Here is a 23,431-nt window from a genome sequence, read left to right as displayed (position 1 = left end):
TCGGAAGCCTGCGTCGCAGTTGCAATGCTGTGTCGCCATTGTGGGGAGCATCACCTATGGACATCGGCTATTTCCTGAAGCTGATGACCGAGAAAAACGCCTCGGACATGTTTTTGACCACCGGGGCGCCGGTCTATATCAAGATTGAAGGAAAGCTGTACCCGCTAGGCAATACCGGCCTGCCCCCGGGCATGGTGAAGAAGATCGCCTATTCGCTGATGGACGAAGGCCAGGTGCCGGTGTTCGAGCGCGAGCTGGAATTGAACATGGCCATCGCCCTGCAGGACGCCGGCCGCTTCCGAGTCAATGTGTTCAAGCAACGCGGCGAAGTCGGCATGGTGATCCGCGCCATTCGCAGCGTGATCCCGTCGATCGAAGAACTGAACCTGCCGCCGGTGCTGAAGGACATCATCATGACCCCGCGCGGGCTGGTGTTGATCGTCGGCTCCACGGGTTCCGGCAAATCAACATCGCTGGCATCGATGATCGATTACCGCAACAGCAGTAGCACCGGCCATATCCTCACCATCGAGGATCCGATCGAATACCTGCACCGGCACAAGCAATCCATCGTCAACCAACGCGAAGTCGGCCTGGATACTCACGCCTTCCATAATGCGCTGAAGAACGCGATGCGTGAGGCGCCGGACGTCATCCTGATCGGCGAAATCCTGGACGCAACCACGATGGAAGCCGCTATCGCCTTCGCCGAAACAGGCCACCTGTGCCTGGCGACGCTGCACTCCAACAATGCCGATCAGACCATCGAACGCATCCTCAACTTCTTCCCTGAAAGCGCACACAAGAACGTGCTGATGAATCTGGCGTTGAACCTGCGCGCGGTGGTATCGCAGCGCCTGGTGAAGGGCACCGACGGGCGCCGCTTGCCCGCGGCTGAAGTGTTGATCAATACACCGATGATCCGCGACCTGCTTCGGCGCGGTCAGGTGCATGAGATCAAGCAGGCCATGGAGGATTCGCTGGAGGAAGGCATGGAAACCTTCGATCAGTGCTTGTTCCGCATGGTCAAGGATGGCCAGATCGAGCAGGAAGAAGCGCTGCGTGCAGCGGATTCCCGCGAAGGTTTGGCGCTGAAGTTCCGCCTGTCGGAAGGCAGCAAAGGCGAGCACGACCCTTACGCGGACTACGAGAATCCTCCATCCGGCTCTCCGCCCCGCATCACTCACGGATTTGGGTGAGCGGTCGGATTTGATACAACGCCGCGTCGTCAGATCATAGGAGCGTCCCCTGACGCTCCTACGCAAGCCTTAAGCGACGCCCTCGCACTAGGCGTCTAAGCCGGCTGAGCGTCCGGCTGCCGTTCCGGGCGCGCCTGCTCGAATGCAGGCAACGCCAGGCAGGCTTGTTCGATCCGCACCAGCGTCGGAAAGGGCTCCATGTCGACGCCGAAACGGCGCGCATTGAATACCTGCGGTACCAAACAACAATCTGCCAGCCCTGGCGTCTGACCGTGGCAGTAAACACCCGTGGCCGTGTCATCGCGCAACAGCGCTTCCAATGCGTTGAAGCCCTCGATGATCCAATGCTTGATCCAATCATCGCGCTCGCTCTGCGGCACGTTCCAGGTCTTGTCGAAGTACTGGAGCACACGCAGGTTGTTCAGCGGGTGGATGTCGCTCGCGACGATTTGCGCCAGTGCCCGCACTCGCGCACGGTCGCGTGCGGTCATGGGCAACAGCCGTGGTGATGGCCACGCCTCATCCAGATATTCAAGGATGGCAAGCGATTGGCGAATCACGCGCACGCCGTGCAGAAGCGTGGGCACCATGTGTTGCGGGTTCTTGGCAACGTATTCGGGTTGGTGCTGCTGTCCGCCATCGCGGACCAAGTGCACCGGAAGCGTCTCGTAGTGCAGCCCTTTCAGATTCAGACCGATACGGACCCGATAGGCGGCACTGGACCGCCAGTACGAATAAAGACGCAGTTGTTCAGTCATGCCTGCTCACCCCGGCATTTGCCCCAAGGTGGTGTCATTTGGCGTTTGCTGTCCTTTGCCATGTTCCGCTCCCCGTGCCACGTCCCGCGCCAGCATGCCTCAGGGCAAGGGCTGCTGCTCAATTCGCTGCTCGATCACGCCAAAAATGGAATTTCCGTCACGGTTTTTCATCTCAATCCGGACCACGTCCCCGAACTTCATGAAAGGCGTGGACGGCTGGCCGTCCCGCAGGATTTCCAGGGTCCGCTTCTCGGCAAAGCATGAGGCACCCTTGGAAGTGTCTTCGTTGGCAATGGTGCCGGAGCCGACCACCGTTCCCGCGGACAACGGCCGGGTTTTGGCGGCGTGCGCCACCAACTGCGCGAAATCGAACTGCATATCCACGCCCGCTTCCGGCGCGCCAAACCACTCACCGTTGATATGCGTCAGCAGCGGCAAATGCACTTTATTGTCGCGCCAAGCTTCGCCCAGCTCGTCCGGAGTGACAAACACTGGCGACAACGCGGAACGCGGCTTGGACTGAAGAAACCCGAATCCCTTGGCCAGTTCTCCCGGGATCAGGTTCCGCAGCGAAACATCGTTCACCAGGCCGATCAGTTGGATGTGCGCCGCCGCTTGCTCCGGTGTCACCGCCATCGGCACGTCATCGGTAATGACCACGATCTCGGCTTCCAAGTCGATGCCGTAATCCTCGCTAACCACTCGCACAGCGTCGCGCGGCCCATAAAAACTGGCGCTGGTGGCTTGATACATCAGCGGATCGGTATAGAAGCTTGCAGGCATTTCGGCATTGCGGGCGCGGCGTACCCGCTCGACATGCGGAAGGTAGGCGCTGCCGTCCACGAATTCGTAGGCGCGCGGCAGCGGCGCGGCCATGGCCTTGAAGTCCACTTCGAACACGCCGTCGGCGTCGCCGTCATTGAGCGATTCGGACAAGGCATTAAGCCGCGGCGCGACATTGGACCAGTCTTCCAACGCCTGCTGCAGGGTCGCTGCGATTCCGGTGGCACGCACCGCGCGGGTCAAATCCCGAGAGACGACGATCAGCGTGCCATCACGACCGCCTTCTTTAAGCGAACCCAGTTTCATAACACTCCAATGATGTGGTTCAACGCCATTGTTTCAGATGCAACCAATATAGTCGGCCTGCCATCCGATTGCGAACTCGCCAGCCGGCCACTTTTCCCGAAATCGTCGCTTCAAATATCATCGCCTTGAAACGCGCCTGCACGAAAAGTCAGTACCAGCGTATCGCGGTATCCGCGTTCCGCCACTGGCAGGATCGGCGTTGATTCGTGGATCACCCGCTCGTCGTCCAGGAAGATCAACGACCACGGGGCTTCCAGAGTAAACCGTTGGCCATCGGGGCCGGCAGCATCGAATACACGCGTTTCCCCGCCCTTGATGTCCACCCGGTCGACCAGCATCACCGCTACGAAATCCACGCCGTCCCGGTGCGCACCCTCCGGCGTCGGACGACCAATGCCATCAGTGGTATCGATGCGAAATTGATGCGCTTCCACATACCAAGGCTGTGCGCCTTTCAGCGAGGAGCACCACTGCCCCAGCGTGGTCAACAGCTGCGTCCAACCAGGCTGCAAAAGGACGGAGGGGTGCATCGGCTCAAACCACCGTCGCATGCCGCCATGCAAGGCGTTGTAGTCCGGCGACTGCCAGTGCGCGCGGTGAGGGGTCAACGTCACCCTTCCGTCTTCGACTACGAAACACGAATGCCGGCGTCGGCGGTAGCGTCCGCCATCTTTGAGATAAAGATCCGGCTGCAGGTCATCCCAACTGGGTTTCAGCGCATCCAGCGATCCCGGGGAGAAGCCGCACAAGGTCCCAATGCTGTCGGGAGACAGCACGGTGTAGCCGCGCTCGCGCATCCGCGGCAGCAGTTGATCCGGAGACGAATAAGGCGGAAGGAACGTGGCAACCATGAATCTAGGGCCTGTTGGCGCTAGTGGGATGAGTTACGTCGCTGCCCGTACAAGCGCCGCAATTGAAGTGAGTTCGCGACAGCGTCCTCACTCGGGCATGCATCGACCTACATTTCATCATTCAGCCTGGCCCTCCCACGCACTAGACAGCGACGCGACCTATTTCAACCGCCGAGCCCCAATCCTTCAAAACAAAAACCCGCACAGGGCGGGCTTTTGCTGATGCCTGGCGCAATGTAGCCAGCGCCTGAACTTCAAATTGGCAGCCCCGGAAGGATTCGAACCTCCGAATGCCTGAGTCAGAGTCAGGTGCCTTACCGCTTGGCGACGGGGCTGTGTACTGCGAGTAGTAAAGTCGGCGGCTGCGCCGCCTGTCAATGGTGAACAGGAAAATCCCGCTTCCCCATTTGCAGCCCGCACAGCGGGCGACTTTACCCTTACCTCTTTTACTATTAGCGCTTCGAGAACTGCGTGGCGCGGCGTGCCTTGTGCAGACCGACCTTCTTACGCTCGACTTCGCGCGCATCGCGGGTCATGAAACCAGCCTTGCGCAGTTCCATCTTGAGGGTTTCATCATACTCCACCAGCGCGCGAGCGATGCCCAGGCGAATGGCACCGGCCTGGCCGGTGGTACCGCCGCCAACGGCGGTGACGAAGATATCGAAGCTTTCGGTGTTCTTGGTGAGCTCCAGCGGCTGGCGCACGATCATGCGCGCGGTTTCACGGCCGAAGAATTCGTCCAGCGGGCGGTCATTGACGGTGATGTTGCCGGTGCCCTTGCGCAGGAACACGCGGGCGGTGGAGGACTTGCGACGGCCGGTGCCGTAATTCTGGGTAATTGCCATGATCAGATATCCAGGACTTGCGGCTGCTGGGCGGCGTGCGGGTGGTTGGGGCCTGCGTAAACCTTGAGTTTGCGGTACATATCGCGACCCAATGTGCCTTTCGGCAACATGCCTTTCACCGCGATCTCGATAACGCGCTCCGGGTGGCGCTCCAGCGCCTGAGCCAGCGTCTCGGTCTTCAGGTTACCAATGTAACCGGTGAAGCGGTGATACTTCTTGTCGGCCAGCTTGTTGCCGGTCACGTGAATCTTTTCGGCGTTGATCACCACCAGATAATCGCCGGTATCAACGTGGGGGGTGTACACAGGCTTGTGCTTGCCGCGCAGGCGGCGGGCCAGCTCGGTGGACAGACGGCCTAGCGTCTTGCCGGTGGCGTCGACGAGATACCAGTCGCGCTGGACGGTCTCGGACTTGGCGGTGAAAGTAGTCATGAATAGCTCTTGGTTTGGTCGGGCTGATTCCGGCCGGTGATCTGGCGGAACTTTGCCACGCGTTGTGGATTGCGGAACGACAGAAGCGGAATTGTACGGGCCGGCGAATTTTCGCGCAAGTCGCCCTAGGCGGAGAGTCCAGGATCTACACCTGCCGCACGAGCACCGGCACAATGCCCGCCATGGTGACCCGTACTCTCTCTCCCTTTGATCGGCTGCTGATCGAAGCCCAGCGCGGACTGGAAACCGTCCTCGGTGCGCCCCCGGCCCATCGTCCCAACCCTGCTGCCGGCACCCCGGATGTGGAGCTCGATCCAGCCGAGCAGCGCCACGCAGCAGGACTGATGCGCATCAACCATGTCGGTGAGATCTGCGCCCAGGGGCTGTACTTCGGCCAGGCGGCAGTCGCACGCGATGCAGAGACTCGTCAGTATTTGCTGGAAGCCGCCCAGGAAGAAACCGATCACCTTGCCTGGTGCGCCGATCGGCTACGTGAACTGGACAGCCGCCCCAGCCTGTTCAATCCGCTGTGGTACGCCGGCAGTTATGCCCTGGGCGCGCTGGCAGGGTTGCGCGGCGACGGCTGGAGCCTGGGCTTCGTAGTGGAAACCGAGCGTCAGGTCGAGGCGCACTTGGATGAGCACCTGCAGACTCTGCCGGAAGCCGATCTGCGCAGCCGCGACATCCTGAGCGTGATGAAGGAAGACGAAGCGCGCCACGCCGATCACGCCGAGCAAGCCGGCGCCCGCGCGCTCCCGCCCCCTATTCCCACCTTGATGGCAGGCGCGTCGAACCTGATGAAGGCGATCGCCTACCGCTTGTAGGGAACCTCTTGCCGGACGGCCCGTAGGAGCGGCGTCCCGCCGCGAGCTCTTCCTGTGGGATCACGATAAAGGCAAAGAGCTCGCGCCGAGACGGCGCTCCTACGGGGTCATGATCGTTCGCTTTTGTAGGAGCGGCGTCCCGCCGCGAGCTCTTTCCATCAAATCGCCACTAAAGCGAAGAGCTCGCGCCGGGACGGCGCTCCTACAGCAGGTGCTTCTTAACGCGATATCTGCTGCCCGCCCCCCAAAGCTCAGCCGGCCGAAGTGACCTTCAGGCCAATCACACCCGCCACGATCGCCGCGATGCAGAGCAACCGCGGCAGCGAAGCACTCTCGGAAAACAGGACAATGCCCAGCATTGCCACGCCGGCCGCACCGATGCCGGTCCATATCGCGTAGGCCGTGCCAACTGGAATCGCCTTCAACGCCTGCGTCAGCAGCCACAGGCTGATTGCCGCGGAAACCACAGTACCGACACTCGGCCACAGCCGGGTGAATCCTTCGGTGTACTTGAGGCCGATCGCGAAACCAATCTCAAAAAGTCCGGCAAGCAGAAGATAGAACCAAGCCATGATGTACCTCCAAGCCTAAAAAAAAGCGGTCCGGAGCCTTCGCTCCGGACCGCCGTCGGTCTACGTAATGCAGCACCACGGCCGCATGCGGGTCGTCCCGCTGTATTCATTGCAAAGCGAATCTATCGCAGGCAATCCGAACCAGGCGTAACCCCGGCCGGCAAACCCGCTCATGCTCACTCCACCAGATTGCGACCGTGGAACAGCTCCTCGATCTCGCGCTTGAGCAACGCTTCGATCTTCATGCGTTCCTTGAACGACAGATTCTTGGCTTTTTCTTCGAACAGGTACTGATCCAGGTCGAAGTCCTTCAGGTGCATCTTGGTGTGGAAGATGTTTTCCTGATAGACATTGACATCGAACATCTCGTAGCGCGACTTGATGTTATTGGCCAGAAAGTTCTGGATCGAGTTGATTTTGTGATCGATGTAGTGTTTCTTGCCTTTCACGTCGCGCGTGAAGCCACGCACCCGGTAATCCATGATGACGATGTCGGATTCCAGGCTTTCGATCAGGTAGTTCAAAGCCTTCAGTGGCGAGATGACGCCGCAGGTAGCGACGTCGATGTCGGCCCGGAACGTGGCGATACCGTGCTGGGGGTGGGTTTCCGGATAGGTGTGGACGGTGATATGGCTCTTGTCCATATGCGCCACCACCGCGTCGGAAATAATTTCCTTGCCGGCCTGTTTCTTGTCGATCACAGGTTCTTCGGAGATCAGGATGGTCACCGACGCCCCCTGCGGATCGTAGTCCTGGCGGGCCACATTCAGGATGTTGGCGCCGATGATCTCGGCCACGTCGGTCAGGATCTGGGTCAGGCGATCGGCGTTGTACTCTTCATCGATGTACGCGATGTAGCGCTGGCGCTCCTCTTCGGAGACCGCATAGCAGACGTCGTAGATATTGAAGCTCAGCGCCTTGGTGAGGTTGTTGAAGCCTTGCAGCCTGAGGCGAGGCAGTGGTTTGACCACGGCGGCGATCCCTGTGGGGGAAGCGGGAGAGGGGCGCGATTATGCGGCAAATAACGTTACAACGAAACGTCTGCCTAGGGGACGGCGCATCGGCCGTCGGTGCTCCGACGCGGCTTTGGCCCATCACTTGCATCGCGAGGTTTGCTGTTGGGGGCGTATTCGGACTAAGCTTCATAGATTAACCGCCCTGAAACACCCATGAGCCCAGGCAACCACTTTATCGCCCCCGCTCGACCAGCCGCCAGTCCGTTGACGCCGGACGCCGCCGCCATAGAGCGATTCCTCGCCCACAGCCACCGCCGCCGCTATCCGGCCCGTGCGGACGTTTTCCGTCCTGGAGACCCCGCCGGCACCCTGTACTACGTGGTCAGCGGCTCGGTCAGCATCATTACCGAAGAGGACGACGACCGAGAGCTGGTGCTGGGTTACTTCGGCTCTGGCGAATTCGTCGGTGAGATGGGCCTGTTCATCGAATCTGACCGACGCGAAGTCATCCTGCGCACTCGCACCCAGTGCGAACTCGCCGAGATCAGCTACGAGCGCTTGCATCAGCTGTTCCTCGGATCGTTGTCCGCCGATGCGCCGAAGCTGCTGTATTCCATCGGCGCACAGCTGTCACGGCGCTTGCTGGATACCAGCAGGAAAGCCAGCCGCTTGGCATTCCTGGATGTGACGGACCGCATTGTTCGCACCCTGCACGACTTGGCGCGCGAGCCGGAAGCGATGAGCCATCCTCAAGGTACGCAGCTGCGTGTCTCGCGCCAGGAACTGGCACGGCTGGTTGGTTGCTCGCGTGAGATGGCCGGCCGCGTCCTGAAGAAGCTGCAGGCCGATGGCGCCTTGCATGCGCGCGGTAAGACGGTTGTGCTCTACGGCACTCGTTAAGTCGTGCCGGTCAATGTGAATAAACTTACCTGGCGGCATCCAGGCGAGCGCCGTTTTCGACTCGCATCCGCTGCCATCGCGAATCGGCACATCGTCGACCCGTCTCCGCTATTCTGGCAGTGACACACGGGTAAGCCCTGCCCGCGGGAGCACTGGATGGAATTTGGGAGCGAGTTTTACTGGTTCATCGTCATCGGTTTGGCAGCACAACTGGTAGACGGCGCCCTGGGCATGGCATTCGGCCTAGTGTCCTCCTCCATCCTGCTCGGCATGGGCTTGCCGCCGGCGGCGGTGAGCGCCAGCGTGCATACCGCCGAAGTTTTCACCACGGGCGTTTCCGGCGCTTCCCACGCCTACTTCCGCAACATCGACAAACGACTGTTCTGGCGGCTGACCATCTCCGGCACCATAGGCGGGGTCATCGGCGCCTACGTGCTGACCCAATTGCCAGGCGAACTCATCCGGCCGTTCGTCTATGTCTACCTTCTCGCGCTTTCAGTGTTGATTCTGTTCCGTTCGGCGGGCAAGTTCGTACCCAAGCAGGAAATCCGCCGGGTACCGGTGTTGGGGTTCTTCGCCGGCTTGCTGGATGCCAGCGGCGGCGGCGGCTGGGGACCGCTTGCGACGTCCACGCTGCTCGCAGGCGGCGGCAAGGCGCGCACGACGATCGGCACAGTCAATGCCGCCGAGTTCGTGATCACCCTGGCCGTATCGCTGACCTTCTTCCTGTCCATCGGCATCCAGCATCTGGAGATCGTGCTGGGACTGTTGATCGGCGGCGCCTTGGCGGCGCCTTTCGCTGCGTACCTGGTGAGGCACGTCTCCGAACGCACCGTGTTGACCATCGTTGGCGTGGTGGTGTTGTGCATCAGTCTTTACCACATTGGTCGGGCTTGGCTGTTCTGAGTTCGCTGCAGGCGTTGCGATCGCGACCATAAACATCAATCGCGACTCACCGGCAGCGGCATGCCGCCACCACTCCCACAGGAGACGCATCCGTGCTTTTGTAGAGCCGAGCTTGCTCGGCTGCTCTTCTTGGCATATGCAAGTTAAGAGCAGCGGAGCAAGCTCCGCTCTACGAGAAGCACCTTCGCGGCCATTCATTGTCGGCCTACCGTTGCGACGGCGTCATTGCTACGGACTCGGCGCCATCGCGTGGCGCAGCTCCGCTCTACGAGAAGACCAAAGCCTACGCGCCTCGCTCGCCACCCCTGCTTTCACATCCCCAATTGAGGATGGGCGTGTCCCTGGGCAACACGCGCCGGAAAAACGCCTCACGCGCTTTTTTTGGATTTACCACCACAGGCCGGTGCGCCGCCTTGAGCAGCGGAAGATCGGCGCTGCTGTCGGAATAAGCAACCGCCACATCGCCGTAGCCGCGCTCGCGCAGCATCCGCATTTTTTCTTCGCTGTGGCAGTGACGAACGGCCACCACGGCTCCCCAGCGGGGTCCGACCGCCGTGCCGACGACGGGCACATCCTCATGCGCGACGAAGCTGAGAATGGCGCGCGCCAGCTCCGGCGGCGCGCCGGTGGCGACGACCACGCGGTCTCCGGCTAACCGATGCTGGCGGAATACTTCCAAAGCCACCGGCAGCAACCGGCCCTGCACTTCCTCGCAATGAGTCGCCACATAGCGATCGATCAATGCATCGAAACTGCGCCGGCCATGCAGGCCGAACGTTCCGATCCAGATATAGCCTGAAACCCCACGGCGACGGGTCGGCAGAAACGCAACCATCGGCCCCAGCACTACCGAAGCGGCCAGTGCGGCGGCGATCCGCAACGGATTTCGCTTGATCAGCCACTTGACCAAATGACCACCAGAATCGCCGTCGTACAGGGTGTGATCGAAATCAAACACCACCAATGGCGCATCGGCGTGCGGTTCTGGATAAACCAAGTCGTTCATGCGGCAAAGAATAGCTGACGCAACGCTTCGCCCGGCTCCTCGGCCCGCATGAAAGTCTCGCCGACCAGGAAGGCATCCACACCAGCCGCGCGCATCCTGGTCACGTCGCCGGGCACCAGGATGCCGCTCTCGGTGACCAGCAGCCGATCCTTGGGCACGGCGTCTTTCATCGACAACGTGGTGTCCAGCGAGACCTCGAAGGTACGCAGGTTGCGGTTGTTGATGCCGATCAGCGGCACCGGCACCTGCAACGCGCGCTCGAGTTCATCAATGTCGTGCACTTCCACCAGCACATCCATTTCCAGCTGCATCGCCAGGCTGGAGAGTTCGACCAGTTGCGTATCGTCTAACGCAGCGACGATCAGCAGGATGCAGTCCGCGCCCAGCACGCGCGCTTCATAGACCTGATACGGGTCGACAGTGAAGTCCTTGCGCAACACCGGCAATGTGCACGCCTCGCGTGCCTGTTGTAGATAGGCATCAGCGCCTTGGAAGAAATCGACGTCGGTCAGAACGGACAAACAAGCTGCGCCGCCGAATTCATAGCTGACCGCGATATCCGCTGGCCGGAAATCAGGACGTATCACGCCCTTGGACGGACTAGCCTTTTTCACCTCCGCGATCACCGCCGGGTCACCCTGCGCGATAGCCGCCTGCAGGGCAGCGGCGAAACCGCGCGCCGGCGGCGCATCAGCCGCGCGCGCAACGAGTTCCGCCTGTGGCACGCGTGCGCTGCGTGCAGCGATCTCTTCCGCCTTGCGGGCCAGAATGGTGTTAAGGATGTCGCTCATTGGTGTCCTGTCATTCTCGCGTTCGCGAGAGCGGCATTCTCGCACTTATCGTTTTGCAACCGATACGGATCGGATCAATCCTTGTTCCACCCGTACGCGCGCTCCACTTTGGCGATGCGCAGCTCGAAGTGCCGGTACCAATCGCGCCGCCCTTGCTCCCGGGCGGCGGTGTGTTCGGCATGCTGGCGCCAGGCACGGATCGCGTCCTCGCTCTCCCAGTAGGCCACGGTGATGCCGAAACCATCGGCGCCTCGCGTCGACTCCACGCCCAGGTATCCCGGCTGCTGTTGCGCCAGTTCCACCATCCGCTGCGCGGTTGCACCGTAGCCCTCATCGTCCTGGTCGGTGCGCTGCGAAGAGAAGATCACGGCGTAGTACGGTGGCTTGGGCAGGCGGGCGAATCCGCTGGCGCTCATGGCTAGGCTCCTGTGGGTGGTGTGGACAAGGCGCGCGTCGCGGCAACAAACTCCTCCAACTTGGCGAGGGCCTTGCCGGTAGTGATCGCATCGCGTGCGTGGGCGATGCCTTCTTCGATACTTTCTACGACGCCGGCGACGTAGAGCGCCGCACCCGCATTCAGCACGACGATCTCGCGCGCCGGTCCCGGTCGGTTGTCCAGCACGCCTAGCAGCATCGCTTTCGATTCGGCCGCATCGGCTACCCGCAAGTTGCGGCTCGCCGCCATGGCGATGCCGAAATCCTCGGGGTGCAGTTCGTATTCGCGCACTACGCCGTCGCGCAGCTCGCCGATCAGCGTGCCGGCGCCCAGCGACAGTTCATCCATCCCATCGCGACCCCAAACCACCAGCGCGCGCTCCGCGCCGAGTTCCAGCAGCACGCGCGCCTGGATACCGACCAGGTCGGGATGGAACACGCCCATCAGGATGTTCGGCGCGCCCGCTGGATTGGTCAGCGGACCCAGGATATTGAAGATGGTGCGCACACCCATTTCGCGTCGCACCGGCGCCACCACTTTCATAGCGGGATGATGGACCGGCGCGAACATGAAGCCGATACCCGTCGACGCGATGCTTTGCGCCACCTGTTCCGGCTGCAACTCGATGGCCGCACCGAGCGCTTCCAGCACATCCGCGCTGCCGGATTTCGAGGACACGCTGCGATTGCCATGCTTGGCGATCTTGGCACCCGCCGCGGCGGCAACGAACATCGAAGCCGTGGAGATATTGAAGGTATGCGAGCCGTCGCCGCCGGTACCGACAATGTCGACCAGATGGCGCTTATCCGGCACATCGACCGTGCGCGAGAACTCGCGCATCACGGTGGCCGCGCCGGCGATTTCCCCGATGGTTTCCTTTTTGACCCGCAAGCCGGTCAGGATCGCTGCCGACATCGTGGGCGAAACATCGCCGCGCATGATTTGCCGCATCAGATCGACCATTTCGTCATGGAAGATTTCGCGGTGCTCGATGGTGCGTTGTAGGGCTTCTGAGGGCGTGATGGGCATGGGGTTAGGGCCGGGAACGGGGAATGGGGAACGGGGCAGATGGCTGGAGTCGGAGAGCCTCCGGTCGAGGGAAACGTTCATTCCCTGTTCCCTGTTCCCCGTTCCCGCTTCTGCCTACTTCTCTAGAAAATTCTTCAGCAATGCATGGCCATGCTCGGTCAAGATGGATTCCGGATGGAACTGCACGCCTTCCACCGGGTACTCCTTGTGCCGCAATCCCATGATCTCTTCAAAGCTGCCGTCCTGGTTCTCGGTCCATGCGGTGATCTCCAGGCGGTCCGGCAGCGTCGCGCGATCCACCACCAGCGAGTGATAGCGAGTCGCTTCGTATGCATCCGGGAGACCGGCGAATACGCCCTTTCCTTCATGGCGGATGCGCGAGGTCTTGCCATGCATGATGTTGCCGGCGCGCACCACATCACCGCCGTACGCCTGACCAATGCTTTGGTGGCCCAGGCAAACACCGAGAATAGGTGTCGTCCTCCCGAGCCGTTCGATCAACTCAAGCGAAACCCCGGCTTCGTTTGGCGTGCATGGTCCGGGTGAAATAACGATGCGCTCGGGCGCGAGTTTCTCTATCTCGTCCACCGTCATCGCATCGTTGCGCACCACCTTCACCTCAGCCCCCAGTGATTGCAGGTACTGGACGAGGTTGTAGGTGAAGCTGTCGTAGTTGTCGAGCATTAGCAGCACGGTAGCTTCTCTCGCATTTCAAGATGTCGAATAGCTAGATGGGTAAACACGATACTTTTCGTTAGAAAAATCAACCAACCAAATTCGGCCGAACTGCGACTCTCTGGTCGCCATTTCCATGGATTCATTGAGGGCGTGTTGATCATAAAGCCAGAGATCATCTATTGGAGTCGCTCCTTCATGCAGAACCAGTTCGATGACGGACCCGGACTGATAGGCCTTATCAGCCTTACTCCTGATACGTTCAACCAGATCGTGAATCTCAATCTTGAAGTTAGAGTAGAACGATGTGCTGGTTCTTACCTTTCTTTCAATTGTAGGATCGGTAATCAAGGTAAGCTCGAATCGCCTTTCAACTCCATCTACCGAACAACAAATGTCAGGGTTCGGTGGGGGCAACTGCCAGATAGCTCCTTCATCCACATTCAAGCCCACCAGCTTACTGAACTCTTGAAAGACGGTTAGCTCGAATGCCGCCTTATCAAATTTTTTCATAGCCTTTTCCCCAAGCATCCATATCCCAGGCAGAACCTGAGATAGTCGCTCACAAACCCTTGGCCGCCTCAGCCACAGCCCTGAACAACGCCCTGCCCTTGTTCATCGTCTCGTCCCATTCCTTCTCCGGGTCCGAGTCGTAGACGATGCCAGCGCCAGCCTGCACGTGCAGCCGACCGTCCTTGATGACAGCGGTGCGGATCGCGATGGCGGTGTCGGCATCGCCGTGCCAGCCGATGTAGCCGATGCTGCCGGCATAGACGTTGCGTTTGATCGGCTCCAACTCACGGATCACTTCCAGCGCGCGAATCTTGGGGGCGCCGCTGACGGTGCCGGCCGGGAATGTTGCACGCAACACATCGGCGTAACTCAGGCCGGGGAGCAACTTCCCGGTGACTTCGCTAACGATGTGCATCACGTGGCTGTAGCGCTCGATGACGAACTGTTCGCCTACTTCCACGGTGCCCGCCTTCGATACGCGACCGGCGTCGTTGCGGCCCAGGTCGATCAGCATCAGATGTTCGGCGCGCTCCTTGGGGTCAGCCAGCAGTTCGGCTTCCAGCGCGAGATCTTCCTCATGCGTCTTGCCGCGCGGGCGCGTGCCGGCGATGGGACGCACCGTGACTTCATCGCCATCCAGCCGCACTAATATCTCTGGCGACGAACCAACCACCTGGATGTCCCCGACATCCAGGAAGTACATATACGGCGACGGGTTCAGTGCCCGCAGCGCGCGATAGACATCCACCGGGCGCGCGCTGAACGGCACGCTGAGCCGCTGCGACAGCACCACCTGGAAGATATCGCCAGCGCGGATGTATTCCTTGGATTTCTCCACCGCCGCGATGAAGCCATTGCGGGTGAAGCCGGAAACAAAATGGCTCTCGTCCAGCACATCGCGCGTGATCGGCGCGGGATAGCCGGCGCCTGGCTGGCGCAGCTTCTGGGTCAGCGCATCCAGTCGCGCCTGGGCGTTCTCCCAGGCGTTTGCTTCGCGCGGATCGGCATGGACGATCAGGTAAAGACGGCCCTTCAGATTGTCAAAGACCGCCAATTCTTCCGACAGCATCAACAGGATGTCGGGAGTATTCAGCTCATCGGGTTTGTCGCCGGTGGCCAGCCGCGGCTCGATATAACCGATGCACTCGAACCCGAACCAGCCCACCAGTCCGCCGGTGAAACCCGGGAGCCCCTCCAGCTTGGGCACGGAATGCGCGGCACGCAGCGCTTCGACTTCGGCGAAAGGGTCGGACACCTCACGGGCCTCGACCAGTTCGCCGTTCTCGCGAATCTCCAGCGAATGGCCACGGAAACTGATGACGCGCTTGGCGGGCAGTCCGATGATGGAGTAACGGCCGAAACGTTCGCCGCCTTCCACCGATTCCAGCAGATAGGTATAGGGCGCGTCGGCGAGTTTCAGATAAACCGAAAGCGGCGTGTCCAAATCCGACAGCACTTCGCGGACAACGGGGACGCGGTTGTAAGAGCCAGGGCTATCGCCGCTAGCGGCGTACTGCTGAAATTGTTCGAGCGAGATCAAGACGGAGTTCCTTCCGGGTCACTGGGGCACGGCAGACGACGGCAACGGGCCACCATCGCCACCCATGGCGTGCGGAAAGAACGGAGTGCTGGACCGTCTGGCAGTTCACGGAAGCTAGCTTAGCCGATCGCGCGATCTGGTTCACTCCGACCGCAGACCAGGATTTCCCAAAGGGTGGGCCGGAGGCGGACGCTTTGTCGAACCGGCGAGGCAGGCATGGCGGCTGGCAGCCATTCCTCGCCGCTAGACCGGCGGCGAACGACCGGCGGACAGCAACGGACAATCGACCGGCAGATGCATGCGCAGCCGCGCCGGGACGCAGGCGATACGGAAACGGCGCGCCTCCACCGGTTCGCCATCCAGATTCAGAACCAATGGTGCTTCCGCCGCCAGTTCGACCCAAGGCAGCTGCGCGCGCACCGCCACCCGATCCAGCGCCGCATCGCGGCCTTCGGCGGCAGCCAAGGTACCCAGGATGGCGGCGACTTCGCCGGACAGTTCCGGCACCACGGTCAGATCCAGTAGGCCGTCATCGATCCGCGCATCCGGACACAGCGCCTGCCCGCCGCCGGCTTGACGGCCGTTGCCGATGCCTAGCGCGATGAAATCACCTTCCCAGGCGAAATCCGGTCCCTGCAGCCGTGCACGGGTGGGTTCGATCTTGCCGAGCTTGGCTATGCCGGTAATCAGATAGGCCAAGCCTCCCAGCATCTTCTTCAGGCCTGCGTCGGTCTCCACCGTTACCTCGGTTCCAAAACCGCCGCTGGCCAAATTGACGCACCAGTAGCTGCTGTCGTCCGCGTCGACCCGCAGCAGGTCCACTGGCAACGCAGGAGTGGCGTTAATCAACTGCAGCGCCGGCAGCGGTTCTTCAGGAATACCGGCGGCGGCGGCGAAATCGTTGGCCGTGCCCAGCGGCACCAACCCCAGCGCGGGCAAGCTCTCGGCCGGCTGATCACGGTGCGCCAATGCGCTGGCGACCTCGCTCAGCGTTCCGTCGCCCCCGGCGGCGACGATGACGTCCACGGCGTCGGCGATCGCCTCGGCGACATAGCGTTCGCTGTCGCCACCCTCCCAGGTGACCCGCACATCCAATGCGAGGCCCTGCTCGCGCAAACGGCCGACCGCGCTACGCAGGTCGTCATCGCCCGCGGACTTTCCATTGAGGATCAGACGCCAATGCGGTGTGGTCATGAAGCTACCTTGCGGAACGGGCCGAGCTTATCAGTCCCCTTGTAGCAGCAACGTCGGTCGCGCGACGCTGACCTCGCCGCATGTGGACCGCAATGGCACCCATCGCTCCGGCGCGCCGTGACTCACGGCTGCGACAAAAACCGCTAGTGTCATCATTCGGTCATACCCGCGACGTAGCGTGGAAGGCCATAGCAGGGACGACGGGCGGAGGCAGGATAAGCCTCCAACATTCCGGGGCGGTGACGCGAGTCATCGCCCTTCTGCTGTGCGCGATCAGCCGCGCGCCGCGGCCACGGCCTGGCGCATCCGGCGGATCACGTCCGCATAATCCGGGGCACTGAAGATCGCCGACCCGGCGACGAAGGCGTCGGCGCCGGCCGCGGCGATCTCGCCGATGTTTTCCGCCTTCACTCCGCCATCGATCTCCAGGCGGATGGGCTTGCCGGTGGCGTCGATCTTCTTGCGGACCGTGCGCAGCTTGTCCAGCGCCGAGGGGATGAACGCCTGCCCGCCAAAGCCGGGATTGACCGACATCAGAAGTACCAGGTCCAGGTCTTCCAGCACCCAGTCCAGCGCATCCACTGGCGTGCCGGGGTTCAGCACCAGGCCGGCCTTGCAGCCATGCGACTTGATGAGCTGGATAGTACGGTGGACGTGGCGGCTGGCTTCGGGATGGAAGCTGATGATGCTGGCGCCGGCTTCGGCGAAGTCCGGGACGATGCGGTCGACTGGCTCTACCATCAAGTGCACATCGATCGGCGCGGTGACGCCGTGTTTGCGCAGCGCCGAACAAACCAGCGGGCCGATGGTGAGATTGGGCACGTAGTGGTTGTCCATGACGTCGAAATGCACCCAGTCGGCGCCGGCTGCGAGCACGTTGTCCACCTCTTCGCCCAAACGGGCGAAATCTGCGGAGAGGATGGACGGGGCGATGATGCAGTTGGACATGATGATGCTTAGAACCTGTTTAAAGTCTGTCGCGAGCGCAGCCAGCTGGCGCGTGGCGGAGCGCAGAAAGCGCAGTGTACATACAAGTGAATGAGCATTTCGAGCACCGCACGCGCACCAGATGGCAAGCGCAGCAAGACTTTGAACAGATTCTCAGCGCTTGCGCAGCGCCTTGATACGGTCATAGGCAGCGTTGATTTCGCCGGCTTTCTTTTCGGCTTGGCGGCGCAGATCATCGGCGACACCACCCATCTTGTCCGGGTGATACTGCGAAATCAGACGACGGTACGCTTGGTCGATCTCGGCGTCGCTGGCATCGCTGGTCAGATTGAACACGCGATAGGGGTTGTCCCGACTGAGCTTGAACCAATCCTCGTCGAAGGCATGGCCGATCAGAAGACCGATGAGCGCGCCCGCCGGGTGCCGCATCAGCAGCCATCCGGCAACAAATCCCAGCAATTTCCCGTACCAGCGCTTCATCGGACCGATCTTCTCCATCAATCCCGGCATTTTACGGCACATGACGACGCCGGTCGCCGTACACTACGCGGCCCGGTTCGGAACCCGGCCCCGCCTGGCGGGAATGGAACCACCGCCGGGGCGCAGGACGACCGGCTGCGCCGGCGCCTGCGGATCACCGTGATGGTTTTCCAAACTCCCCAAGGAGTGTCTGTGCCTACGACGTTGCTCCAATCCGATCTGCCCGGCCTTCCGCTGCGCCACCGCGGCAAGGTCCGCGATGTGTTCGATATCCCACGCGAGCGCTTGCCTGCCGATGTGCTTGCGGGTGGCTCGTCCAATGCCGCTTTCACGGGCGATTACCTGTTGATGGTGGCCACCGATCGCCTCAGCGCCTTCGACGTGGTGCTGCCCGATCCGATTCCCGGCAAGGGCGAGATGCTGTGCCAGATCTCCAATTTCTGGTTCGCCAAGACCGCCCACCTGATGCCCAATCACCTGACCGGCATCGACGTGGCCAGCGTGCTGCCGGAAGGCGTGGACGCGGCGCTGTACGCCAAGCGAGCCGTGGTGACCAAGCGGCTGAAGCCGGTACCGGTGGAAGCGATCGCACGTGGCTATCTGATCGGCAGCGGCTGGAAGGACTACCAGCGCACCGGCAAGGTCAGCGGTATCGAATTGCCTGACGGTCTGCGTCAGGCGGAAAAACTATCCGAACCGATCTTTACTCCTTCGACCAAGGCAGCTGTCGGCGATCACGATGAAAACATCGATTTCGACGCTATGGTAAGGACAGTGGGCGCAGAACTGGCGGAGCGAGTGCGCGATGCCACCCTGCGTATTTACCGTTACGCAGCCGAATATGCGGCCGAACGCGGCATCCTGCTGGCCGATACCAAGTTCGAATTCGGCACCGACGAAAACGGCCGCCTATACATCATGGACGAGATGCTGACACCGGACTCCTCACGCTATTGGCCGGCGGATGAGTACGAAGTCGGCACCAGCCCGCCAAGCTACGACAAGCAGTTTGTGCGCGACTATCTGGAAACGCTGGACTGGGGCAAGACCGCGCCTGGTCCTAAATTACCGGCCGAAGTGATAGAGCGCACGCGTGCCAAGTACGCCGAGGCGCTGCAGAAGCTGGCCGATATCCAGGTCGATTGATCGCCGTCCGTCTGGTTGCGTAAGCACGCATACAGCATTCGACTGTGCGGCCGATATCACGATGATGTCGGCCGCTTTGCACGCAAATCCACGAAAAGATCAAACGCTCCAGGACAGCATGGGTTCAGTGCGCTGTGAAGTAGGCTTCGCCCCCGCCCAGCCGTTGCATGGAGTTTGCCGCATGAATACCGCCTACGTCTTGCTGGGTGTGGCCATCGTGGCCGAGGTCATCGCGACGAGTGCGCTAAAGGCGTCGAATGGTTTCACACGCCTGGGGCCTTCGTTGGTTGTCGCGCTCGGCTATGCAATCGCGTTTTATAGTCTGTCGCTGGTGATGAAAGCGATTCCAGTGGGCGTGACCTACGCGATCTGGTCCGGTGTGGGCATCGTGTTGATTTCGCTGGTGGGTTGGCTGGTGCTGAAGCAGCCGCTGGACCTCCCCGCCATGCTGGGCATGGGGCTGGTAGTGGCCGGCGTCATCGTGATCCAACTGTTCTCCAAAACCGCTGCGCACTGATTCCCACGGGTGACGGCCGGCTCAGCGTCCGCTGCCCGGCTGCGCTATGCTCCATACCCTGGCGAACTGAATCCTCGGGAGGGATGAATGAACGCGACGACCAAACGCCCGGTGGACCGGTGGTTCGCCAGCTATTCCGGCGACCACCAGAACGACACCAATCAGCTGATTCATATCTTTGCGGTGCCGGCGATACTTTGGACGGTCGTCGCGCTGCTTTGGTGTATCCCGGTGTTCGGTACCTGGGTGAAATCGGGCGCCTGGGCGGCGATGGCGATGTTCGGCGCGTGGTTGTTCTATTTCAAACTCTCGCCGCAGCTCGGCTTCGGCATGCTGGCCATCTTTGTCAGCATGGCTTGGCTGACCCGCTGGCTGGAAGCCGCCCTTGGATTGCAGAATCTGTTCTGGCTGGCGCTGGCGGTGTTCGTGATCGCGTGGGTCGCGCAATTCATCGGGCACAAGATCGAAGGCAAAAAGCCAAGCTTCCTGACCGACTTGACCTACCTGCTGATCGGCCCCGCCTGGGTTTTGAGCAAGCTGTATCGCAAGCTGGGTTGGCGTTACTGAGACATCGCTCCTACCGCAATCCCAATGCGGCTGGATCAGGTTGGAACGGCCGCGGCGCGTAGCCGAAATCACGCGCGGCCGGTGCTGCGTCAAACACCATGTCTTCGCGCATCCGGTTGACCGCGGCATCGCTCAAGCCCTGCATTCGCCCACTTCGTCGAGCGGCCCACAACATGGCGCGAAACAATGGCGCCGGCACTTCGATCAATCTGGCGGGTGGCTGCAATGCGGCCAGCGTGCGTTTCACCATCTGGCGATAAGCCAGCGCCTCGCCCCCCGGCAGCGCGTAGTGACGTCCATAAGTGGCAGGCGCGTCGATCACCGACAGCGCGGCGGCGGCGAGGTCCACCACATGCACCGGCTGCCGCAACCCGGTAGCACCCGAAGGCAGCACGAAGAAGCCCGTGCGTTTGGCCACGGCCGCGATGCGTGTGAGGGACTTGTCGTGTCCGCCGCCATAGATCAGCGTGGGACGCAGCAATGTGGCGTGCGCGCCGCGCGCGGCGGCGTGACGGAACACCTCCGCTTCGGCGGCTTTCAACCGCGCCGCCAGGTCGCGCTCGTAGTCGTCGGCGGAGGCTTGCTTGGTTTCCAGGCTGGTCGAACCGAACGCCACGACCCGTGGCGAACTCACCTGCTCCTGCGCATACCACTGCGCAAACCGGTCCAAAGGTCCCAAGCTGAAAATCGCATCCACGCGCTCGGGCAGCACCATTGCCCGGCCGAACTCGCCGCTCAGCCAATGCAATCCCGGCTGCGATTCATGCGATGAACGCGATACCGCGTAGACCTGCCAGCCGGCTTGCAGCAGGCGAGCCAGCAGCGGCACGCCGATCTGACCGCTACCACCGAAGACCAGTGCTTTGCGCACCTCAGCCGGCGACCGGTTTCAACGTGAATCGCAACCATACCCAGCCAAACGTGGCCGATACCAGTGAGCCGCAAAGCACTCCCAGCACCGCGGCTTCGACCAGATGATTGCCCACGGAAGCGAACGCCAGATTGGTGATGAAAAGACTCATGGTGAAGCCCACACCGCACAGCATTCCCAAGCCCAACATGGCCTTGAAATTCATGCCCTCCGGGTATCTGGTCAGGCCGATGGCGGAGGTAATCACCGCGGTGGCGACAATGCCGATGGGCTTGCCAAGTACCAAGCCCAAGCCGATACCCAACGGCACCGGTGCCACCACATCGCTCATGCTGAGCTCCCCAAGCGACAGCCCCGCGTTGGTGAAGGCGAACAGCGGCAGAATCAGATACGCCACCCAAGGGTGCAGCGAGTGCTCCAAGGTTTCCAGCGGCGAGGCTGCTTTCTCGTCGCGACCCTTCAGCGGAATCAGCAAGCCGGTCACCACGCCTGCCAGCGTCGCGTGCACACCGGACTTCAGGATGAAATACCAAACAACAGCACCCAACAGCAGATAGGGCCAGAGCCGCTTCACCCCACGCCAGTTGAGCAGCAGCATCAGCCCCGCACCTGCAGCGGCCCAGACGAGCATGCCGATCGCCAGTTCGTGCGTGTAGAAGACAGCGATGATCAGAATGGCAACCAGATCGTCCACGACCGCTATCGTGGACAGCAGCAGCTTCATGCCAAACGGAACGCGCGATCCCAGCAGCGCCAGGATGCCCAGGGCAAATGCGATATCCGTAGCCGTGGGAATGGCCCAGCCGCGCATTGCAATCGCTTCGCCATGATTGACCGCCCAGTACAGCACTGCCGGCACCATGACGCCGCCAAGCGCGCACAGCATCGGCAGCATCATCTGGTCGCGACTGGACAACTGCCCACTCAGGGCTTCGCGCTTGATCTCCAGCGCCACCAGCAGGAAGAACACCGCCATCAGCAGATCGTTGATCCAGAACTCGGCAGGCTCATCCATCCGGAATGCGCCAACCGCAAAGCCGACCGGCAGATGCAGAAAAGCTTCGTAATACTGGCTGGCTGGTGAGTTGGCCAGGATCATCGCCAAAGCGGCGGCCAGCATCAGCACAATGCCGCCTGCTGATTGCAGACGGAAGAATTCGGTCAACAGGCTCAGCGTGCGCGCGATAGGGTTGGGTCTGCTCATCCGGAGATTGTAGTGTGGCGTCTCACAAATTACGTACCCCTTTGACGTCATCCCTCATCCGGCGCAGCTCGTCACCCGGTTGCCGCCAAATTCTCCCTGGTGCTTTGTCTCGGAGGTCAATCCACGGAGTCAAATGGGAGCGCCATCTGTCGGACGCGACACAGGCAGCCCGATCCAGCTTGCTGAGTGTCATCAGGCGATCAGCAAAATTTCCAATACCACCCAGCCCACGAACGCCACAAACAGAATGGCGCCCTCGCCTCGGCTGACGCGCAGGTCGCCGCGGAGCATGGGGTACAACATGAGTGAAAGCACGATGGCGATTGGCAGCTCCAGCTGCACGAAAGACTCGGGCAACGGCAGCGGCCGGAATGCCGCCATGCCGCCTATCACCACCAACAGGTTGAACAGACTCGAGCCGATGACATGGCCTGCAACCATGTCGCCTTGACCGCGTTTGGCCGCAGCCATGGCGGCGGCGAGTTCCGGTAACGCGGTACCGATAGCGACTGGAAGCAAGCCGACCAGCAGCGGGGAAATACCCCAGCCCGCACCGATGACAGGCGCACTCTGCACTACGTATTTCGCTCCGAAATACAAAAGCGCCACTGCTACCAGGAAACGCAGCAGATTCATCCACAAGATAGGACGCGTGACAGCATAGGCGACGATACCCGCACGGACATTCTCATCTTCACGCGTGCTTCGCGCCAATATGAAAACCAGCATAGCGACGAAGCCGAACAGCAGCACGGCGCCTTCGATTCGTCCTATCACGCCATCCAGACCGAAGACGATCACCGCCAGCGTGGCCACCGTCAGCAACACCAGCAATGGCGATAGCAGTCGCATCCTGATCAGCAAGGGCGCAGTCATTGCCGCGATGCCCAGCGTGAGACCGAGGTTGGCGATGTTGCTGCCCACCGCGTTGCCCAATGCCAGGTCCTGCGCACCGACCGCAATCGCGTGCGCATTGACAGCCAACTCAGGCAGTGAAGTACCGAAAGCGATTAGCAGCAGACCTGCCACGAACGGCGAAGTGCCAAAGCGCTGCGCCAACCCCGATGCACCCTTGACGATGGAATCGCCGCCCAGCGCCAGCAGTACCAGCCCCAGCACGAAAAAGCCCCATGCTTCCGTCATCGCACTACTCCCCGCCGTTGGACTCAGGCGATTCTATGCC

General features: G+C 61.4%; 27 protein-coding genes and 1 tRNA gene. 7 read left to right on the top strand and 21 right to left on the bottom strand.

Annotated elements, in window-relative coordinates; translation table 11 throughout:
* Nucleotides 1-56 precede the first annotated feature (56 nt).
* On the top strand, nucleotides 57-1,199 hold the full coding sequence (locus AB6O04_RS04275) for a PilT/PilU family type 4a pilus ATPase (RefSeq protein ID WP_368562537.1): 1,143 nt from the start codon (nucleotides 57-59) through the stop codon (nucleotides 1,197-1,199).
* Nucleotides 1,200-1,294: 95 nt separating this feature from the next.
* On the opposite strand, the gene maiA is transcribed toward AB6O04_RS04275, so the two are convergent.
* The 6 genes from maiA to rplM form a co-directional block, all read right to left on the bottom strand.
* A complete protein-coding gene (gene maiA / locus AB6O04_RS04270; protein ID WP_368562536.1) occupies nucleotides 1,295-1,957 on the bottom strand; it encodes a maleylacetoacetate isomerase in 663 nt (220 codons plus the stop codon).
* 99 nt (nucleotides 1,958-2,056) lie between these two features.
* A complete protein-coding gene (locus tag AB6O04_RS04265) occupies nucleotides 2,057-3,046 on the bottom strand; it encodes a fumarylacetoacetate hydrolase family protein (RefSeq protein ID WP_368562535.1) in 990 nt (329 codons plus the stop codon).
* 110 nt (nucleotides 3,047-3,156) lie between these two features.
* On the bottom strand, nucleotides 3,157-3,897 hold the full coding sequence (locus AB6O04_RS04260) for a 2OG-Fe dioxygenase family protein (RefSeq protein WP_368562533.1): 741 nt from the start codon (nucleotides 3,895-3,897) through the stop codon (nucleotides 3,157-3,159).
* Nucleotides 3,898-4,157: 260 nt separating this feature from the next.
* A tRNA-Gln gene (locus AB6O04_RS04255) sits at nucleotides 4,158-4,232 on the bottom strand.
* Nucleotides 4,233-4,349: 117 nt separating this feature from the next.
* On the bottom strand, nucleotides 4,350-4,742 hold the full coding sequence (gene rpsI, locus AB6O04_RS04250) for a 30S ribosomal protein S9 (RefSeq protein ID WP_368562532.1): 393 nt from the start codon (nucleotides 4,740-4,742) through the stop codon (nucleotides 4,350-4,352).
* Nucleotides 4,743-4,744: 2 nt separating this feature from the next.
* Entirely contained in the window at nucleotides 4,745-5,173 is a 429-nt protein-coding gene (rplM, locus tag AB6O04_RS04245; protein WP_368562531.1) for a 50S ribosomal protein L13, read from the bottom strand.
* Nucleotides 5,174-5,346: 173 nt separating this feature from the next.
* On the opposite strand from rplM, the gene coq7 reads away from it, so the two are divergent.
* Nucleotides 5,347-5,997 carry a 2-polyprenyl-3-methyl-6-methoxy-1,4-benzoquinone monooxygenase gene (coq7, locus tag AB6O04_RS04240; RefSeq protein WP_368562530.1) on the top strand — a complete coding sequence of 217 codons (651 nt, stop codon included), beginning with the start codon at nucleotides 5,347-5,349 and terminating at the stop codon, nucleotides 5,995-5,997.
* 251 nt (nucleotides 5,998-6,248) lie between these two features.
* Here the strand turns inward: coq7 and sugE are convergent, their stop codons facing one another.
* Complete coding sequence (gene sugE / locus AB6O04_RS04235; protein ID WP_368562529.1) at nucleotides 6,249-6,569, bottom strand: quaternary ammonium compound efflux SMR transporter SugE; 321 nt, start codon at nucleotides 6,567-6,569, stop codon at nucleotides 6,249-6,251.
* 176 nt (nucleotides 6,570-6,745) lie between these two features.
* Entirely contained in the window at nucleotides 6,746-7,540 is a 795-nt protein-coding gene (gene speD / locus AB6O04_RS04230) for an adenosylmethionine decarboxylase (protein WP_337344438.1), read from the bottom strand.
* Between the two features lie 198 nt (nucleotides 7,541-7,738).
* Between speD and crp the strand changes: the two genes are divergently transcribed.
* Together crp and AB6O04_RS04220 are read left to right on the top strand one after the other, a co-directional pair.
* Nucleotides 7,739-8,425 carry a cAMP-activated global transcriptional regulator CRP gene (gene crp, locus AB6O04_RS04225; RefSeq protein ID WP_337344439.1) on the top strand — a complete coding sequence of 229 codons (687 nt, stop codon included), beginning with the start codon at nucleotides 7,739-7,741 and terminating at the stop codon, nucleotides 8,423-8,425.
* A 156-nt stretch (nucleotides 8,426-8,581) separates the two neighbouring features.
* On the top strand, nucleotides 8,582-9,331 hold the full coding sequence (locus AB6O04_RS04220) for a sulfite exporter TauE/SafE family protein (protein WP_368562528.1): 750 nt from the start codon (nucleotides 8,582-8,584) through the stop codon (nucleotides 9,329-9,331).
* A gap of 283 nt (nucleotides 9,332-9,614) precedes the next feature.
* Here AB6O04_RS04220 and AB6O04_RS04215 read toward each other — a convergent pair whose 3' ends face one another.
* The 10 genes from AB6O04_RS04215 to AB6O04_RS04170 all read right to left on the bottom strand — a co-directional run bounded on the left by AB6O04_RS04215 (nucleotide 9,615) and on the right by AB6O04_RS04170 (nucleotide 17,943).
* A complete protein-coding gene (locus tag AB6O04_RS04215; RefSeq protein WP_368562527.1) occupies nucleotides 9,615-10,337 on the bottom strand; it encodes a haloacid dehalogenase-like hydrolase in 723 nt (240 codons plus the stop codon).
* Nucleotides 10,334-11,128, bottom strand: a complete 795-nt coding sequence (gene trpC, locus AB6O04_RS04210; RefSeq protein WP_368562526.1) for an indole-3-glycerol phosphate synthase TrpC — start codon at nucleotides 11,126-11,128, stop codon at nucleotides 10,334-10,336. Before trpC ends, AB6O04_RS04215 begins: the two co-directional genes overlap by 4 nt.
* Before the next feature lie 74 nt (nucleotides 11,129-11,202).
* Nucleotides 11,203-11,544 carry an antibiotic biosynthesis monooxygenase gene (locus AB6O04_RS04205; protein WP_368562525.1) on the bottom strand — a complete coding sequence of 114 codons (342 nt, stop codon included), beginning with the start codon at nucleotides 11,542-11,544 and terminating at the stop codon, nucleotides 11,203-11,205.
* Between the two features lie 2 nt (nucleotides 11,545-11,546).
* A complete protein-coding gene (trpD, locus tag AB6O04_RS04200; RefSeq protein WP_368562523.1) occupies nucleotides 11,547-12,593 on the bottom strand; it encodes an anthranilate phosphoribosyltransferase in 1,047 nt (348 codons plus the stop codon).
* A gap of 114 nt (nucleotides 12,594-12,707) precedes the next feature.
* On the bottom strand, nucleotides 12,708-13,286 hold the full coding sequence (locus tag AB6O04_RS04195; RefSeq protein WP_368562521.1) for an aminodeoxychorismate/anthranilate synthase component II: 579 nt from the start codon (nucleotides 13,284-13,286) through the stop codon (nucleotides 12,708-12,710).
* A gap of 18 nt (nucleotides 13,287-13,304) precedes the next feature.
* Nucleotides 13,305-13,781 carry a hypothetical protein gene (locus AB6O04_RS04190; protein WP_368562520.1) on the bottom strand — a complete coding sequence of 159 codons (477 nt, stop codon included), beginning with the start codon at nucleotides 13,779-13,781 and terminating at the stop codon, nucleotides 13,305-13,307.
* A gap of 49 nt (nucleotides 13,782-13,830) precedes the next feature.
* Nucleotides 13,831-15,321, bottom strand: coding sequence for an anthranilate synthase component I (trpE, locus tag AB6O04_RS04185; protein ID WP_368562519.1), 1,491 nt, complete (start codon nucleotides 15,319-15,321; stop codon nucleotides 13,831-13,833).
* 243 nt (nucleotides 15,322-15,564) lie between these two features.
* Nucleotides 15,565-16,515, bottom strand: a complete 951-nt coding sequence (yegS, locus tag AB6O04_RS04180; RefSeq protein WP_368562518.1) for a lipid kinase YegS — start codon at nucleotides 16,513-16,515, stop codon at nucleotides 15,565-15,567.
* A 273-nt stretch (nucleotides 16,516-16,788) separates the two neighbouring features.
* Nucleotides 16,789-17,463, bottom strand: coding sequence for a ribulose-phosphate 3-epimerase (gene rpe, locus AB6O04_RS04175; protein WP_368562517.1), 675 nt, complete (start codon nucleotides 17,461-17,463; stop codon nucleotides 16,789-16,791).
* 153 nt (nucleotides 17,464-17,616) lie between these two features.
* Complete coding sequence (locus AB6O04_RS04170; RefSeq protein WP_368562862.1) at nucleotides 17,617-17,943, bottom strand: DnaJ family molecular chaperone; 327 nt, start codon at nucleotides 17,941-17,943, stop codon at nucleotides 17,617-17,619.
* A gap of 192 nt (nucleotides 17,944-18,135) precedes the next feature.
* Between AB6O04_RS04170 and AB6O04_RS04165 the strand changes: the two genes are divergently transcribed.
* From AB6O04_RS04165 to AB6O04_RS04155, 3 genes are all read left to right on the top strand, one after another.
* Nucleotides 18,136-19,089 (top strand): phosphoribosylaminoimidazolesuccinocarboxamide synthase, encoded by a 954-nt coding sequence (locus tag AB6O04_RS04165; RefSeq protein WP_368562516.1) that lies wholly within the window; start codon nucleotides 18,136-18,138, stop codon nucleotides 19,087-19,089.
* Nucleotides 19,090-19,270: 181 nt separating this feature from the next.
* Nucleotides 19,271-19,606, top strand: coding sequence for an SMR family transporter (locus AB6O04_RS04160; RefSeq protein WP_368562515.1), 336 nt, complete (start codon nucleotides 19,271-19,273; stop codon nucleotides 19,604-19,606).
* An 87-nt stretch (nucleotides 19,607-19,693) separates the two neighbouring features.
* The gene (locus AB6O04_RS04155; RefSeq protein WP_368562514.1) at nucleotides 19,694-20,173 is read left to right on the top strand and encodes a DUF962 domain-containing protein; all 480 of its coding nucleotides are present in this window, start codon (nucleotides 19,694-19,696) and stop codon (nucleotides 20,171-20,173) included.
* Between the two features lie 10 nt (nucleotides 20,174-20,183).
* Here the strand turns inward: AB6O04_RS04155 and AB6O04_RS04150 are convergent, their stop codons facing one another.
* The 3 genes from AB6O04_RS04150 to AB6O04_RS04140 all read right to left on the bottom strand — a co-directional run bounded on the left by AB6O04_RS04150 (nucleotide 20,184) and on the right by AB6O04_RS04140 (nucleotide 23,391).
* Complete coding sequence (locus AB6O04_RS04150) at nucleotides 20,184-21,044, bottom strand: nucleoside-diphosphate sugar epimerase (protein WP_368562513.1); 861 nt, start codon at nucleotides 21,042-21,044, stop codon at nucleotides 20,184-20,186.
* A gap of 1 nt (nucleotide 21,045) precedes the next feature.
* Nucleotides 21,046-22,248 carry a Na+/H+ antiporter NhaA gene (gene nhaA / locus AB6O04_RS04145; RefSeq protein ID WP_368562512.1) on the bottom strand — a complete coding sequence of 401 codons (1,203 nt, stop codon included), beginning with the start codon at nucleotides 22,246-22,248 and terminating at the stop codon, nucleotides 21,046-21,048.
* A gap of 192 nt (nucleotides 22,249-22,440) precedes the next feature.
* On the bottom strand, nucleotides 22,441-23,391 hold the full coding sequence (locus AB6O04_RS04140; RefSeq protein WP_368562511.1) for a calcium/sodium antiporter: 951 nt from the start codon (nucleotides 23,389-23,391) through the stop codon (nucleotides 22,441-22,443).
* Nucleotides 23,392-23,431 lie beyond the last annotated feature (40 nt).

Source organism: Pseudoxanthomonas sp. UTMC 1351 (assembly GCF_040948865.1).
Taxonomy (GTDB): domain Bacteria; phylum Pseudomonadota; class Gammaproteobacteria; order Xanthomonadales; family Xanthomonadaceae; genus Pseudoxanthomonas_A.
Note: the sequence above shows the minus strand (reverse complement) of the source record. Positions and strands in the feature narration are given on the sequence as shown.